Origin of the sequence: Streptococcus sp. CL9.43 (assembly GCF_049737935.1) — a bacterium.
GTDB lineage: Bacteria > Bacillota > Bacilli > Lactobacillales > Streptococcaceae > Streptococcus > Streptococcus infantis_I.
Window position 1 is genome coordinate 74,845 of the sequence record NZ_JBKOTS010000004.1, and the last position, 13,999, is coordinate 88,843.

Below are 13,999 nucleotides of genomic sequence, written 5' to 3' on the forward strand. Positions count from 1 at the left end.
ATTACTTTGAGGCAATGCTTATCTGTAATCCTCATCATAAATGGGCGGAAGATAAAAATACTTGTCTTCAATCTTGATTTTGGCACAGAGGATGCCGTTTTGATAGACATATCCGTTAAATGGAGGATAGCTATCCAAGTTTTTTAGGATATTCTCAGGCAAAGAACTAAAATTGTAATCCCTCAGAGCCCCAGAACCAATCAATCTTTCAGTCCGATAAGCCTTGATTTCTTTTTCATATTTTTTGAGAAATGCTTCTCGTTTGCTTTCAAAGAGAGCCAAATCTCCATCATCTAACTGGTAATAGCGTTCATAACCAGCAATCCAAGAAATATAAACACACAGTAAAGATTTTTCTATCTCAGGAGAGTAGCCAATTGTAAAGTAATTTTCTTTGTCGACCTGCCGATTTTCGACTGTGATAGTTTGTATAAAGTTAGTCATGATAATCTCCGTTTCAAGAATGAACTAGAAAGGCTTCTCATTTAAAAATCTTTTAGCTCATCAAAGATTTCTATAAATTTTTCTTTGTCCATCCCTAAATCTTCAGGTAGTAAATCTAAGATCTCAACTAGGGCACTATAGATATCCTCTCTCTCGATTGTTTCAATAAAACAGTTACGCTTGTCCATTTTATTGAAACCTTGAGTATATTCTCTTATGAGGGCTTCTATGTGTTCCATAGTGTCCTCGTTGGGGTTTTCTAGAAGCTTTATAAGGCTTGCTCTAGTCTTTCTATATAGAGAGGCTGCTTTTTTTGCGTTTGCGGTTGAAATATTCTCTTGACCATCCCATGAGCGAAATGGATTGTCTAGGTTTTGGGCTAGCCATTCAGCTTTTCTCGGTTTTGTTATCCAAAGATTCAGTCCCTTGTCCTGCTGTTTTTTATAATATTTTTTGGCCACTTTAGCGGCCTCTTCTGGTAAGCTGCTCATCCAAAACATGCTTAATCGAGGTAAATCTTCTGGTTTGGGAATATCCTCTGCAGTAAAGCCAAACAAATCAACAGTTGAAAAATTGACTAACTCTTTGAACTCTGATAATTTATGGAAATTAAGAATATGACCAGGTTTCCCCCACAATCTTAATTCCCTAAGATTTGGATAGTTATTCAAGATTTGTGCAAAGTCTATTTCAAGGATGTTAGAACAATGGATGGCTCCCAAATCCTTTAATCCCAGTACCTTAGGCAGAGAACTATCAAGTTGTAATCGTAAGCTGGCTCCATGATCCTTTACAAGTATCTGACAATTGTCGCTCATGTCTCCTAATAAGAGTAGCTCCTCCAGATCATCATTCAATATAAGTTCCTCTACACCTGTCAAATCAATGGAAAGTCGATGTATGGATGTCTTAGAAAAATCCAGTTTTGTTTGTCCATGCTTTTCAAGAACTAGTTCTGTAATAAAAGGAGTCGACTGCAAATACTCATATATATTTTTGTGCCATTTAGTTAATGCCAACTTAGATAAGCAAGGAAAGACTTTTAATTCTAATGCGTCTTCAAAAGGCGTCCACTCGTCATTGATATTGTGTTTAGAAATACGATACTCATTTCCTGCAAATGAAACCTTTTCCTTGCTTTTATCTGCTTTCTTAAATAAATCTCTTTTTTCTTTTGGGATTTCTTGCCATTTCAGTTGCCTATAAATATCGTAACCATTCCCCCAAAACATAGCATATGTGTTTGTGCTTTCGGTTGTTAATGGTGTTGTATTCCCAATAAAAATATAATTTGACGGCACATGAATATCAACATTACTCAGATGCAAGCCTCTATCCCAGTACATAAAATCAATGTACAGTGGCTTTAAGAAAGATAGTTCTTCTTCTCTAAGAGGTTCTTCTCCTGACCAGTCTAATGACAGCAGGACAGCCTGAGGCTTTTTCTCCCCCTCTTCGATCTTGGTTATCTGGCAAGCTATGTATTTTTTTAGATGGGTATTGTAAACACAATAGACGTCCCCTGCTTTTGATAGCATATAAATTTCTCCTTAAATGTTACTACATTTTCAATAGTCTTTTTAGACTTTTAAACAAATACTTGTTTGTAATTGAGTTAAAACAAGTAAAGTTCTTTAAGATTTTATTTTAGATAGATTTCTGGTTCCTCAATGACTGAACCATCCTTCAATTTTGGGAATTGAAGGATTTTATGATGCAAAAGGTTAACCTCCTTGGAAGGTTTGATTGTTAGATATTCTAGCTTTATCAGATTAATGATTGAAGTTGGGTCCTTACTTTTTAGGATACCAGTAAAAAAGTTGAAATAGCGTAACTATGGTATATCATTTAAAAAGATAGAGGAATCTACATGGATGTTTTTAGGGGCAAAACAGTCCCCTTCAATTGAGAGATAAATTGTATAGTTGTTTCCATCATAGGTATATTATAGCATGTTTAGGATTCAGGGAAGTCTTGTGAAGAGTCTTATCAAACATTTTTAAAAGAAAAAGCCAGACATCCGTCTGACTTGAAAAGTATTTCTCGTTGAGTTGAATTTCAACCTTTTAAAGGATTTTATCCGCTCGGTCCACTATAAAGACTGAAATAATGATAATGATATCAATAATTAGAAGAGCCAGTACGGCTGGGACCCAAGATTGGAAAAAGTTAAAACTGTAACCAAAGAGGGCTGGGCCGATGGCTGCCAAAATGTAGCCACCGGTCTGGGCAAGTCCAGACAATTGAGCCGTCTTTTCAGGTGAGCTTGTTTTGATAGAGAAGCAAACCATGAGATAGGGGAAAAGTGCGCTACAGGCAGTACCAATTAAGAGATGGGCCACCAACCAGTAGAGGAAACTGTTGCTCGGGTATAAAAGCATAGCAATTCCAAGCATTCCAGCCAGAGAGACGATTGTTAACATGATTTGACGGTGACGATTGGACAAACGAGTCGTTAGACTTGGAATGGTCATGGAGAAGGGGATACTAGTCAGAGAAAAGATAGAAGCTAAAAGACCGGCATCTGTGTGAGATAAACCAGCACTGATTGCCATGGTAGGTAACCAGGTCATACTAGTGTAAAAGAGTAAGGATTGGAGACCGCAAAAGATCATGATAGCCCAAACCTGCTTGTTTTTTAAGATATTCTCTTTCTTTTGTTTTTTCTCATGCCCTTCCAGAAAATGGTTGTACCCATGGTTGGGTAACCAAATGAAGAAGGTTAGCAAGCAGAGAAGGCTTAGACAAAGGATTAAACCTTTCCAAGAAGTAGCTTGAGTGATAGGGACAGAGATGTAAGAGGAGAGGGCAGTTGCAATCCCCATAGAAGTCACATAAAGTGTTGTCAGAAAACTGATTTTTTGCGGGTAGTTTGCCTGAATGACACTAGGAAGAAGCACGTTGAAAATAGCGATACTTGCTCCGATAAGTAAGGTTCCCAGATAGAGCAGAGGGAGATTGAAGATACGAATCACTGAACCGACGGTCAAGACGATAAGACTATAGGTGAAAAGGTGCTCAAGTCCAATTTTTTGAGCCAAACGGGTCGCAAAAGAGGAGAAAAGGGCGAACATCAAGAGAGGAAGACTCGTCAAAACACCAAGTGAACTGACCTCAACTCCTAAACCTTGGGCAATATCTCCCAAAACAGTTGGCAAAGCTGTGAAAGGAGCTCTTAAGACCGCTCCAATTAAGATAATTCCTAGAATAAAAAAGAGTGATCGTTTTTTCATGTGGACCTCAATAAGCTGATTTTGATAACAGCTTATTTTAATTTTTTTTCCTAAAGATGTCAAGTTGACCTGACGTGATTCGCTACGTAGCCGATAGAAATCATAGAAAATAAGGACAATATATTTACTAGTTTTTTTCTGGGATTCAAATAAAAATAGGAAAGTCTGAAAAATTGTGATAAAATAGTGAAAGAAAATCTATACATTGGAGAACTACTGTGTCTGAAAATCGTAAATTTAGCGTCCTGATGTCAGTCTATGTTAAAGAAAATCCAGTCTTTCTAGAAGAGGCGGTAGAGAGTATCATACATCAAACGCTCAAACCTAGCGAAGTGGTAATCGTCGAAGATGGTCCGCTGACACCTGAACTGTATCAAGTTTTGGAGAAATTGGAAGCACAGTCAAGTATTCCAATCAAACGTTGCCCACTTGAGCAAAATCGTGGCTTAGGTTTAGCGCTTCAGTACGGTGTCTTACAGTGCCAATATGACGTCATTGCTCGTATGGATACAGATGATATTGCTGTTGAAGACCGTTTCGAACAACAGTTCGAATTGATGGAAAAAGAAAACTTGGACCTGCTAGGTGGTCATATCGCAGAGTTTATCGACCAACCTGACGAGATCGTGTCTTACCGTCGTGTACCGACTAAGCATGAGGATATTATTGCCTACCAACGTATGAGAAGTGCCTTTAATCATATGACGGTTATGTTCAAAAAAGAAATGGTGCTCAAAGCTGGTAACTACGAGGATGGCCTTTATATGGAAGATGATCTTCTCTGGCTCAATATGATTAGTGCAGGAGCTCGAACTGGAAATGTGGATCAAATTCTATGTAAGGTGCGCGTGGGAGCTGGGATGTTTGAACGTCGTGGTGGCCTTCGCTATCTCAAACTCTATCGCCAAGCACGAAAGAGAATGTACGATCGTGGACAGATTTCTTATGGCGAATATCTGAAAAGTGTTTTAATCCAAGTTATCGTTGCCCTATGTCCAGGATTTGTGCGACAGTTTATATTTTTGAAACTTCTAAGAAAAAGCAAGTAATGTCTAGCTGATAGGATTTAAAAACTATATCTTATCACTGCTAGAAAATGTGATTCTGTGTAGGAGGATACCATTCACATGAATAAAAAAATAACAGATTACGTAATTGATCTGGTTGAAGTATTAAATAAACAACAGAAACAAATATTTTGGGGATTTTTTGATATTGCCAGTATGGTCTTATCAATTATTGTTTCCTATATTCTATTTTATGGCTTGATTAATCCAGCCCCGGTAGACTATGTCATTTACACAGGTCTAACCTTCCTTTTCTACCAACTGATAATTGGATTCTGGGGGTTGAATGCTAGTATTAGTCGATATAGCAAAATAACAGATTTCATGAAGATTTTCTTCGGAGTAACTATCAGTAGTATCTTATCTTATGTGATCTGCTATGCTTTCTTGCCACTCTTTTCTATCCGCTTTATCGTACTCTTTATCCTATTAACTACCTTCTTGATTCTACTTCCTCGTATCACTTGGCAGTTGATTTACTCAAGACGAAAAAAGGGAAACGGAGATGGAGAACACCGTCGTACCTTCTTGATTGGTGCTGGTGATGGTGGCGCGCTCTTTATGAACAGCTATCAACATCCTACTAGTGACCTTGAACTAGTTGGGATTTTGGATAATGATGAAAAGAAAAAAGGACAAAAGCTTGGGAAAATCCCAGTCTTGGGTTCTTATGATGATCTACCAGAATTGGCTAAACGCTACAGAGTTGAAAAAGTTATCGTTGCGATTCCGTCTCTAGATCCATCTGAATATGAACGAATCCTGCAAATGTGTAACCGTATCGGTGTAAAATGCTTTAAAATGCCGATGATTGAGTCAGTTGTGCAAGGTATCCAGCCTCAAGTAGGTGGTTTCCAGAAAATTGATATCACGGACCTGTTGGGACGTAAAGAGATTCAGCTCGATGAATCACGCCTGGGTTCTGAAATCACTAATAAAACGATTTTGGTAACTGGTGCCGGAGGTTCGATTGGTTCAGAAATCTGCCGTCAAGTTAGTCGATTCAATCCTGAACGTGTCATTTTGCTCGGTCATGGCGAAAACTCTATTTATCTGATTTACCATGAATTGATTCGTAAATTCCAGGGAATTGACTTTGTTCCTGTCATTGCCGATATTCAAGATTACGATCGTTTGCTTCAAGTTTTTGAACAGTACGAACCAGCGATTGTTTACCATGCTGCAGCTCATAAACATGTTCCGATGATGGAACGCAATCCAAAAGAAGCCTTTAAGAATAATATCCTTGGGACTTATAATGTTGCTAAGGCAGTTGACGCCGCACGAGTTCCAAAAATGGTCATGATTTCGACAGATAAGGCCGTTAATCCACCAAACGTAATGGGAGCAACTAAACGTGTGGCTGAGTTGATTGTCACTGGATTTAATCAACGTAGCCAATCAACCTATTGTGCGGTTCGTTTCGGTAACGTACTCGGTAGCCGTGGTAGTGTGATTCCTGTTTTTGAACGTCAGATCGCTGAAGGTGGGCCTGTAACGGTGACAGACTTCCGAATGACTCGTTACTTTATGACCATTCCAGAAGCTAGTCGCTTGGTGATTCATGCGGGCGCTTATGCAAAGGATGGAGAAGTCTTTATCCTTGATATGGGTAAACCAGTACGCATTTACGATTTGGCTAAGAAAATGGTTCTACTCAGTGGCCATACTGAAAATGAAATTCCAATCGTAGAAGTAGGTATTCGCCCAGGTGAAAAACTATACGAAGAGTTGCTTGTATCAACTGAACTAGTTGACAATCAAGTAATGGACAAAATCTTTGTTGGTAAAGTAAATGTAATGCCTCTTGAGATGATCAATCAGAAGATTGAAGAGTTCCGTACCTTGCAAGGTTCTGAATTGAAGAGAGCAATCATAGCTTTTGCTAATGAAACAACACATGCTGACTAAAAATAGATAAGATACTATCTGCAACTTCTGTTTATGAGAAAGAGCGGATAGTATCTTTTTTCTAGATTTCGAGAGACTTTCAGAGTTTTTTGAACAAACTTGTTATTATTGAACAGATATGGTAAACTATAGTAAATAAAAAATTAGGGAGTAACTTATGATTAACGCAATTAAAAATTTCTTTAAAGGTTATGTAGATTTTTCAGGACGTTCAACTCGCGCAGATTACTGGTGGATTTGGTTGGCAAACATTATCCTTTCTATTCCTTTCTACATGGCATACGGTGCTGCAATGGCAAATCCAGATAGCGAAGCTGCTATTATGACTTTGGGCTTAATCGGATTTGTCTATCTCATTTTTGGACTAGCAGTTTTATTGCCTGGACTAGCACTGACAGTTCGTCGTCTACGTGATGCTGGTTTCCATTGGGCGCTCATCTTCGTTGCTTTTATTCCAATGGTTGGAGGTATCGCACTTTTGGTGCTCCTAGCTATGCCAACAAAGGACTAACACTAAGTTCAGCTAACTGAAAAAATGCTACAAGAACGAAGAAGTTTCAATCTTGTCGAATAATTTGCTAACACTCCCAGGTCTTTTACTAGATTTGGGAGTGTTCTATAACTGTACAGTATCTACTGATAAAATAAAAGTTGGGAGTATCATATGATTAACGCAATTAAAAATTTCTTTAAAGGTTATGTAGATTTCTCTGGACGTTCAACACGTCCTGATTACTGGTGGATTGGGTTGGCAAACATTATCCTTTCTATTCCTTTTGACATAGTCTACGGTAGTGCAATAGCAAATCCAGATAGCGAAGCTGCTGTTACGACTTTGGGTCTTTTCATATTTATTTATTTCATTTTTGGTCTGGCACTTTTCTTGCCTCAACTTGCATTGACAGTTCGTCGTCTGCGTGATGCTGGTTTCCATTGGGCACTCATTTTCGTAGCATTTGTTCCATTTGTTGGAGGTATCGCTCTTATGATACTCCTAGCTATGCCGACAAAGGATTAAATATAAGTTCAACTATCTGAAGAATGCTACAAGGACGAAGAATTTTCAGTCTTGTCGAATAATTGGCTAACACTCCCAGGCCTTTTACTAGATTTGGGAGTGTTCTATAACTGTACAGTTTAGTATCTACTGATAAAATAAAAAATGGGAGTATCATATGATTAACGCGTATAAGAATTTTTTTAAGAATTATGCAGAGTTCACCGGTCGTTCGACGCGTCCAGATTTCTGGTGGGTTTGGCTAGGAAACCTCATCCTTTCTATTCCTTTCTGGATTATCTATTTCTACATTGTATATCTTAGTACTGTGATGGATTCAGTGAGCGATTCAGCCAGCGAGGCTATTTTCATGGTTTTTGGTTTAGTTGCTATTATTTATGCAGTTTTCTACCTAGCAATCTTAGTACCGACTTTGGCTTTATCAGTTCGCCGTTTGCGTGATGCCGGATTCCACTGGGCCTTTATCTTCCTTCGCTTTGCCCCAATGGGAGGGATAGCTCTTTTGATTCTTTTCGCTATGCCGACAAAAGAAACTGAAGTGGTAAACTATAGTGAATCTCAAGCAGTCAAAAATGAAGAAGCCATCGAAGATACACCGTTCGAAGAATCAGATAAGAACTAAGAGATTCTTGTTTTACGGTTGAATCTGTTTTGGACTTCTTGTATTTTATTATCAACAAGTTAAAAAAGCACTCCAATTTAATTGGAGTGCTTTTGTTTAAATCTTCTATTGTAGTTGATGTAAAATGTCTGCCGGTTGATGTGCAACCCAGTCAGGTTGATAGGTCATGAGGTCCTTCTCGTCACCAAATCCCCAAGTAACCGCTAGTTTTTTAATGCCAGTTTCTTGGGCGCCAATCATATCAAATTTAGTATCTCCGATAAGGACCACTTTTTCTGGATCCAATTTATGAGTTGCCAAAGCTTGACGAATGACATCTGCCTTATGCACTGCTTGCGGACTTGAACCATAGATGCCGTCAAAGAAATGATCGATTTCAAAATTAGCTGTCATATGGACTGCTGTCGGAGTATTTTTTGTTGTCGTGATATAGAGAGGATATTGTTGAGCTAGTTCAGTGAGTAGTTCCTTGATTTGTGGAAAGAGCTGAGCTTCGTAGACTCCTTTTTCCTTATAATAGGAGCGATAAAGCTGGATAGCTGACTCAATCTGCTCAGTTGGTAAGCAACTAGCGAAACTAGTTTCCAAAGGAGGTCCCATAAAACCACGGATGGTTTTTGCATCTGGACTAGGAATTCCCAGTTGTTCAAAAGTATAGGTGAAGCCATTGTGAATACCGATAGAGCTGTCCACAAGGGTTCCATCTAAGTCGAAAAAGATGGCTGATAGAGATGACATTGATTCTCCTAGTAATCTTGAAATTATTCGCCGAAGATTTCTTTTTGAAGGCGACGGCCTGTCGGTGTGGCTGCGAGACCACCTTCGGCAGTTTCACGAAAGGCAGTTGGGAGGCTAGAGCCTACTTGGTACATGGCATCAATGACTTCGTCAACCGGGATTTTTGATTCGATACCGGCTAGAGCCATATCAGCTGCGATGAAGGCGAAACTTGCCCCCATAGCATTACGCTTAACACAAGGGACTTCAACCAAACCTGCAACGGGATCGCAGATAAGACCGAGCATGTTTTTGATAACGAAGGCGATAGCCTGACTCGCTTGATAAGGAGTTCCACCTGCAGCTAGAGTTAGGGCAGCAGCGCTCATGGCAGAGGCAGATCCAACTTCGGCTTGACAGCCTCCTTCGGCTCCCGAGATAGAAGCGTTATTAGCAATGACGAGCCCAAAAGCACCGGCAGCAAAGAGAAAATCTAGTTGTTGTTCATGCGTTAAATCTAACTTTTGAATAGCAGATGTGAGAACTGCAGGAAGACAACCTGCGCTACCTGCAGTTGGTGTCGCACACACAAGGCCCATCTTGGCATTGTGCTCATTAACGGCAATGGCGTTACGGGCGGCAGACAAGACAGTGAAGTCTGATAAGGTCTTTCCTTTTTTGATGTAGTGGTCGAGCTTAGCTGCATCACCACCAGTCAAACCGCTACGAGATTTCTTTTCGCTGAGACCAAGCTCGACGGAAGCTTTCATGACTTCGAGGTTACGTTCCATGAGGAGGAGAACTTCTTCTCGCTCACGACCAGTTAGCTCATACTCAGTAGTAATCATGAGCTCAGCAACATTTCCTTGGAAATCAAGTTCGGCTTGTTCGACTAATTCTTTGATAGAGTAAAACATATTTTCTCCTATTGAAAGAAATTGACATTGTGCAAATGAGGAATTTTCCGAATTTCTTCGATAGATTCTTCACAGTTGCGACTATCAACTTCAATAATCATGATTGCTTTCTCGCCAGCTTTTTCTCGAGTTACATTCATCTGAGCGATATTGATACCAAAGCGAGAAAGAGCCTCAGTCACATGAGCAATCATACCTGGAACATCCTGATGAACGATGATGATGGTAGGGGTGTTCATGTTGAGAGATACGGCAAAACCATTTAATTCTGTCACCTGGATATTTCCACCGCCGATTGAAATTCCTGTTACGCTGATAGTCTTACGATCGTTCTTAACAGTGATTTTCGTAGTATTTGGGTGGGGAGCATTACTGTCCTTTTGGATGGTCCACACGATTTTAATGCCACGCTTATGGGCAATTTCTAAACTATTTGGAATTTCAGGATCATCCGTATCCATTCCCAAAATACCAGCTACAAGGGCAAGGTCTGTCCCGTGTCCACGATAGGTTTTTGCAAAAGAGTTAAAAAGCTGGAATTCAACCTCAGTTGGAGTATCATCAAAGATAGATGAAACGATTTTACCGATACGAACAGCTCCTGCAGTGTGACTACTAGATGGCCCAATCATTACTGGTCCAATGATATCAAAGACAGATTGAAAACGAAGTGATTGCATCTGTTTCCCCTTAAAAAGATTCTTACTTCTATTATAGCAAAGATTAGATGTAAGTGCTTAATTACTTTCTGAAATATATAAAAAGATTAAAAAGCTTTAATAACAAGGGTTTTGTAACAAAAAAGGGCTTTTTTAAGTAAATAAATCACAGTTTTGTAACATTTCTACACAAATTCGTTAACAAATAGTAACATTAGAAAGGTATCATGGTAGTATAAGAAAAAAGGAGAACTTTTTTAAATGAAATTAAACATTAAGACTAAACTTGCAGGATTTGCAGTTGTACTTGCTTTCCTTGCACCATCACTTACTTTTGCACAAGAATCAAAAACTTATACAGTTAAACCTGGAGATACTCTATCAGAAATTGCTGAGACTTACAACACAACAGTTGAAAAATTGGCTAAATTGAACAACATTAAAAACGTTGACCTCATCTATGTTGACCAAGTTTTAGTTATTGAAGGAGAAGCTCCAGTAGTAGCGGCGACTCCTGCAACGACAACTCCTGCACCATCTGCAAATACTGAAGCTCCGGTTTCAACACCAGCCCCAGCGACTGCAGAAGAAACTCCAGCAGTAGAAGAAACTTCTGCCCCAGCAGCTGCAACACCAGCCCCAGTAGCAGAAGAGAGCACAACACCAGCTGCGACTGTAAGCGGATCTGAAGCAGAAGCGAAAGAATGGATTGCTCAAAAAGAATCAGGTGGTAGCTACACAGCTACAAACGGACGCTACATCGGACGTTACCAATTGACAGATTCATACTTGAACGGTGACTATTCAGCAGAAAACCAAGAACGTGTAGCAGATGCTTACGTTTCAGGACGTTACGGTTCATGGACAGCTGCTAAGAACTTCTGGCTTAACAACGGTTGGTACTAAGAAATAAAAATAAGAGCCTTGAAAGGCTCTTTTTGTATGCCTTTTGATGAAAGACAATTTTTTAGAGATTAGTGATGGTAGATTCATTAATGCTGATGATGTTTACAGAATTTTTCACTCGAATTAGTAAGATGAACGGTTTGTTTCGTGAAATTCAGTCTAATCACTGTGGTTATTAGACTCTACTTGAGAACTGGAAGAATTAGAAGGTTGACCTTGTGTGTCAACACTATGATTTCCTTCACTGCCAGCACTATCAGACGAGTATTGCTCAGTTGCAGGTGCTTGAGAATTATTTATGCTTCCATATGATTCAGTGTAGGTTGGAGTGTAGTTGCTATCTTCTGAATTGTAGTTTTCTACTCCCTGAACGTTACTAGTCGTTTCAGTATGGTTAGACTTTTGTTCTTCTTTTTTGGTCAAGGTTTCAACTTGTTTTTGGAATTTAGAGATTAGTTCTTGAATTGGTTTTGTCTTTTCTTCAAGAGCAACTTGGTCGCTGGCAGAATTAATGTTTTTAATGATGTCTATTATTTTTTGCAAGGAAGTGATGGCTGTCTCAAGTGTTTGTTTATCTTGAAAATGGCTATCAGAATCCTTTATATCTAATTTCAAAGCTTTTTCACTATAATGATTTGTGACTTTATCGGCAGTAGAAGCGAGAAAGTCTGCTAATGTCTTTTTGCCTTCATCAGTAGTTGGTTTTAATTCTTGAATTTTTTTCCAATCTTCTATAATGGTTTCAGAATCAATATTGAAGTCTTTAATGGCGTTTTTTACTTGTTCGACATCTTGTTGATTTTTTTGTTGTTTGATGAGAGCAACATTCCCTCTCTCTGCTTGGATTTTTTCTTGATGGAGGACTAAGCCTGTCAAAAGTCCAATACCTGCAATAAGTGTAATAATAAAAATAGTATTTTTTGATTTTAGAATATCTTTGTAATTGTTCACATTTGTTCTACGCACACGGATGATGGTGTATATATGGAATCATGTGCGCATTCCTCCTTATTAAAGTATATCATTTTTAGTTGATTTTAAAAATAAGTTTTTAAAGAGAATAGAGATTTAGGAATGGATTGACTTTTTTGTATCCTATCTTCATGTATTTATAAATGAGGTGGCTAGGTTTGTCAGCATCTTCCTTGTCTTCTCTAATCAAGCATGTTATAATGAAAACTGCTCAAACGACCTTCAATCGTGATAGCAAACACGACCTTCAATCGTGAATAAACGAATAGATGGGAGACATACCATGAGTGATAACTCTAAGACACGTGTTGTCGTGGGGATGAGTGGTGGTGTTGATTCGTCGGTGACGGCTCTCTTGCTCAAAGAACAGGGCTACGATGTGATCGGTATCTTCATGAAGAACTGGGACGACACAGATGAAAACGGCGTCTGTACGGCGACCGAAGATTACAAGGATGTGGCTGCGGTAGCAGATCAACTTGGCATTCCTTACTACTCTGTAAATTTTGAAAAAGAGTACTGGGACCGCGTTTTTGAGTATTTCCTAGCGGAATACCGTGCAGGACGCACGCCAAATCCAGACGTTATGTGTAACAAGGAAATCAAGTTTAAGGCCTTTTTGGACTATGCCATGACCTTGGGAGCAGACTATGTAGCGACTGGGCACTATGCCCGAGTGGCGCGTGATGAGGATGGTATCGTTCACATGCTTCGTGGCGTGGACAATGGCAAAGACCAGACCTATTTCCTCAGTCAACTTTCACAAGAACAATTACAAAAGACTATGTTCCCATTGGGACATTTGGAAAAGCCTGAAGTTCGCAGACTAGCAGAAGAAGCAGGCCTTGCGACTGCTAAGAAGAAAGATTCAACAGGGATTTGCTTTATTGGAGAAAAGAACTTTAAAGAATTTCTCAGCAACTACTTGCCAGCTCAACCTGGTCGAATGATGACTGTAGATGGTCGCGATATGGGTGAGCATGCTGGTCTGATGTACTATACGATCGGTCAGCGTGGCGGACTCGGTATCGGTGGACAACACGGCGGTGACAATGCTCCTTGGTTCGTTGTTGGAAAAGACCTGAGCAAGAATATCCTCTATGTAGGCCAAGGTTTCTACCATGATTCGCTTATGTCAACTAGCTTAGAAGCCAGTCAGGTTCACTTTACTCGTGATATGCCAGAGGAATTTACGCTAGAATGCACGGCTAAATTCCGCTATCGTCAGCCTGACTCTAAAGTGACTGTACATGTCAAAGGAGATAAGGCAGAGGTCATCTTTGCGGAGCCACAACGCGCCATTACACCAGGACAAGCAGTTGTCTTTTACGACGGTGAAGAGTGTCTCGGTGGCGGTTTGATTGATAATGCTTACCGTGATGGCAAGGTTTGTCAGTACATTTAGATTGACAAATGTTCTCAATTTGCTACAATAATAAAAGCAATAGAAATGATGGTCAAAGCTCATGGATGTTGCAGGCTTTTTTGTCCTGCACTTCTTACGAGTTTTGACTGTTTTTGTGTCGTTTAAAG

At 39.5% G+C, this 13,999-nt stretch carries 14 protein-coding genes; 7 read left to right on the plus strand and 7 right to left on the minus strand.

The window, feature by feature from the left end; all coding sequences use genetic code 11:
- Positions 1-18 precede the first annotated feature (18 nt).
- The 3 genes from ACLNCS_RS07270 to ACLNCS_RS07280 all read right to left on the minus strand — a co-directional run bounded on the left by ACLNCS_RS07270 (position 19) and on the right by ACLNCS_RS07280 (position 3,677).
- Complete coding sequence (locus tag ACLNCS_RS07270; RefSeq protein WP_178895589.1) at positions 19-444, minus strand: hypothetical protein; 426 nt, start codon at positions 442-444, stop codon at positions 19-21.
- 41 nt (positions 445-485) lie between these two features.
- Complete coding sequence (locus ACLNCS_RS07275) at positions 486-1,982, minus strand: gliding motility protein (protein ID WP_424848020.1); 1,497 nt, start codon at positions 1,980-1,982, stop codon at positions 486-488.
- 528 nt (positions 1,983-2,510) lie between these two features.
- Positions 2,511-3,677 (minus strand): CynX/NimT family MFS transporter, encoded by a 1,167-nt coding sequence (locus tag ACLNCS_RS07280; RefSeq protein WP_424848022.1) that lies wholly within the window; start codon positions 3,675-3,677, stop codon positions 2,511-2,513.
- 218 nt (positions 3,678-3,895) lie between these two features.
- Here ACLNCS_RS07280 and ACLNCS_RS07285 point away from each other — a divergent pair, with 218 nt between their 5' ends.
- From ACLNCS_RS07285 to ACLNCS_RS07305, 5 genes are all read left to right on the plus strand, one after another.
- The gene (locus ACLNCS_RS07285; protein ID WP_414312430.1) at positions 3,896-4,726 is read left to right on the plus strand and encodes a glycosyltransferase; all 831 of its coding nucleotides are present in this window, start codon (positions 3,896-3,898) and stop codon (positions 4,724-4,726) included.
- A 78-nt stretch (positions 4,727-4,804) separates the two neighbouring features.
- Positions 4,805-6,655: a polysaccharide biosynthesis protein gene (locus ACLNCS_RS07290; protein WP_424848025.1), complete on the plus strand. Its 1,851-nt coding sequence runs from the start codon at positions 4,805-4,807 to the stop codon at positions 6,653-6,655.
- Between the two features lie 157 nt (positions 6,656-6,812).
- The gene (locus ACLNCS_RS07295) at positions 6,813-7,166 is read left to right on the plus strand and encodes a DUF805 domain-containing protein (protein ID WP_004251045.1); all 354 of its coding nucleotides are present in this window, start codon (positions 6,813-6,815) and stop codon (positions 7,164-7,166) included.
- Between the two features lie 153 nt (positions 7,167-7,319).
- Positions 7,320-7,673 carry a DUF805 domain-containing protein gene (locus tag ACLNCS_RS07300; protein ID WP_424848027.1) on the plus strand — a complete coding sequence of 118 codons (354 nt, stop codon included), beginning with the start codon at positions 7,320-7,322 and terminating at the stop codon, positions 7,671-7,673.
- Positions 7,674-7,830: 157 nt separating this feature from the next.
- Complete coding sequence (locus ACLNCS_RS07305; protein WP_254804316.1) at positions 7,831-8,295, plus strand: DUF805 domain-containing protein; 465 nt, start codon at positions 7,831-7,833, stop codon at positions 8,293-8,295.
- 105 nt (positions 8,296-8,400) lie between these two features.
- On the opposite strand, the gene ACLNCS_RS07310 is transcribed toward ACLNCS_RS07305, so the two are convergent.
- The 3 genes from ACLNCS_RS07310 to sdaAB are packed head-to-tail and all read right to left on the minus strand — an operon-like array spanning position 8,401 to position 10,609.
- Positions 8,401-9,033 (minus strand): HAD hydrolase-like protein, encoded by a 633-nt coding sequence (locus ACLNCS_RS07310; protein WP_424848030.1) that lies wholly within the window; start codon positions 9,031-9,033, stop codon positions 8,401-8,403.
- Between the two features lie 23 nt (positions 9,034-9,056).
- Positions 9,057-9,929: an L-serine ammonia-lyase, iron-sulfur-dependent, subunit alpha gene (gene sdaAA / locus ACLNCS_RS07315; RefSeq protein ID WP_004251056.1), complete on the minus strand. Its 873-nt coding sequence runs from the start codon at positions 9,927-9,929 to the stop codon at positions 9,057-9,059.
- 8 nt (positions 9,930-9,937) lie between these two features.
- Complete coding sequence (gene sdaAB / locus ACLNCS_RS07320; RefSeq protein WP_004251057.1) at positions 9,938-10,609, minus strand: L-serine ammonia-lyase, iron-sulfur-dependent subunit beta; 672 nt, start codon at positions 10,607-10,609, stop codon at positions 9,938-9,940.
- A gap of 240 nt (positions 10,610-10,849) precedes the next feature.
- Between sdaAB and ACLNCS_RS07325 the strand changes: the two genes are divergently transcribed.
- On the plus strand, positions 10,850-11,494 hold the full coding sequence (locus ACLNCS_RS07325) for a LysM peptidoglycan-binding domain-containing protein (protein WP_049494420.1): 645 nt from the start codon (positions 10,850-10,852) through the stop codon (positions 11,492-11,494).
- A gap of 159 nt (positions 11,495-11,653) precedes the next feature.
- Here ACLNCS_RS07325 and ACLNCS_RS07330 read toward each other — a convergent pair whose 3' ends face one another.
- Complete coding sequence (locus tag ACLNCS_RS07330; protein WP_070677872.1) at positions 11,654-12,445, minus strand: hypothetical protein; 792 nt, start codon at positions 12,443-12,445, stop codon at positions 11,654-11,656.
- A gap of 304 nt (positions 12,446-12,749) precedes the next feature.
- On the opposite strand from ACLNCS_RS07330, the gene mnmA reads away from it, so the two are divergent.
- Positions 12,750-13,871 (plus strand): tRNA 2-thiouridine(34) synthase MnmA, encoded by a 1,122-nt coding sequence (mnmA, locus tag ACLNCS_RS07335; protein ID WP_070677838.1) that lies wholly within the window; start codon positions 12,750-12,752, stop codon positions 13,869-13,871.
- Positions 13,872-13,999: the final 128 nt, after the last annotated feature.

Coding starts and splice junctions, on each gene's coding strand:
- ACLNCS_RS07270 (WP_178895589.1), bottom strand. CDS start 444: ATGACTAACTTTATACAAACTATCACAGTCGAAAATCGGCAGGTCGAC.
- ACLNCS_RS07275 (WP_424848020.1), bottom strand. CDS start 1,982: ATGCTATCAAAAGCAGGGGACGTCTATTGTGTTTACAATACCCATCTA.
- ACLNCS_RS07280 (WP_424848022.1), bottom strand. CDS start 3,677: ATGAAAAAACGATCACTCTTTTTTATTCTAGGAATTATCTTAATTGGA.
- ACLNCS_RS07290 (WP_424848025.1), top strand. CDS start 4,805: ATGAATAAAAAAATAACAGATTACGTAATTGATCTGGTTGAAGTATTA.
- ACLNCS_RS07295 (WP_004251045.1), top strand. CDS start 6,813: ATGATTAACGCAATTAAAAATTTCTTTAAAGGTTATGTAGATTTTTCA.
- ACLNCS_RS07300 (WP_424848027.1), top strand. CDS start 7,320: ATGATTAACGCAATTAAAAATTTCTTTAAAGGTTATGTAGATTTCTCT.
- ACLNCS_RS07305 (WP_254804316.1), top strand. CDS start 7,831: ATGATTAACGCGTATAAGAATTTTTTTAAGAATTATGCAGAGTTCACC.
- ACLNCS_RS07310 (WP_424848030.1), bottom strand. CDS start 9,033: ATGTCATCTCTATCAGCCATCTTTTTCGACTTAGATGGAACCCTTGTG.
- sdaAA (WP_004251056.1), bottom strand. CDS start 9,929: ATGTTTTACTCTATCAAAGAATTAGTCGAACAAGCCGAACTTGATTTC.
- sdaAB (WP_004251057.1), bottom strand. CDS start 10,609: ATGCAATCACTTCGTTTTCAATCTGTCTTTGATATCATTGGACCAGTA.
- ACLNCS_RS07325 (WP_049494420.1), top strand. CDS start 10,850: ATGAAATTAAACATTAAGACTAAACTTGCAGGATTTGCAGTTGTACTT.
- mnmA (WP_070677838.1), top strand. CDS start 12,750: ATGAGTGATAACTCTAAGACACGTGTTGTCGTGGGGATGAGTGGTGGT.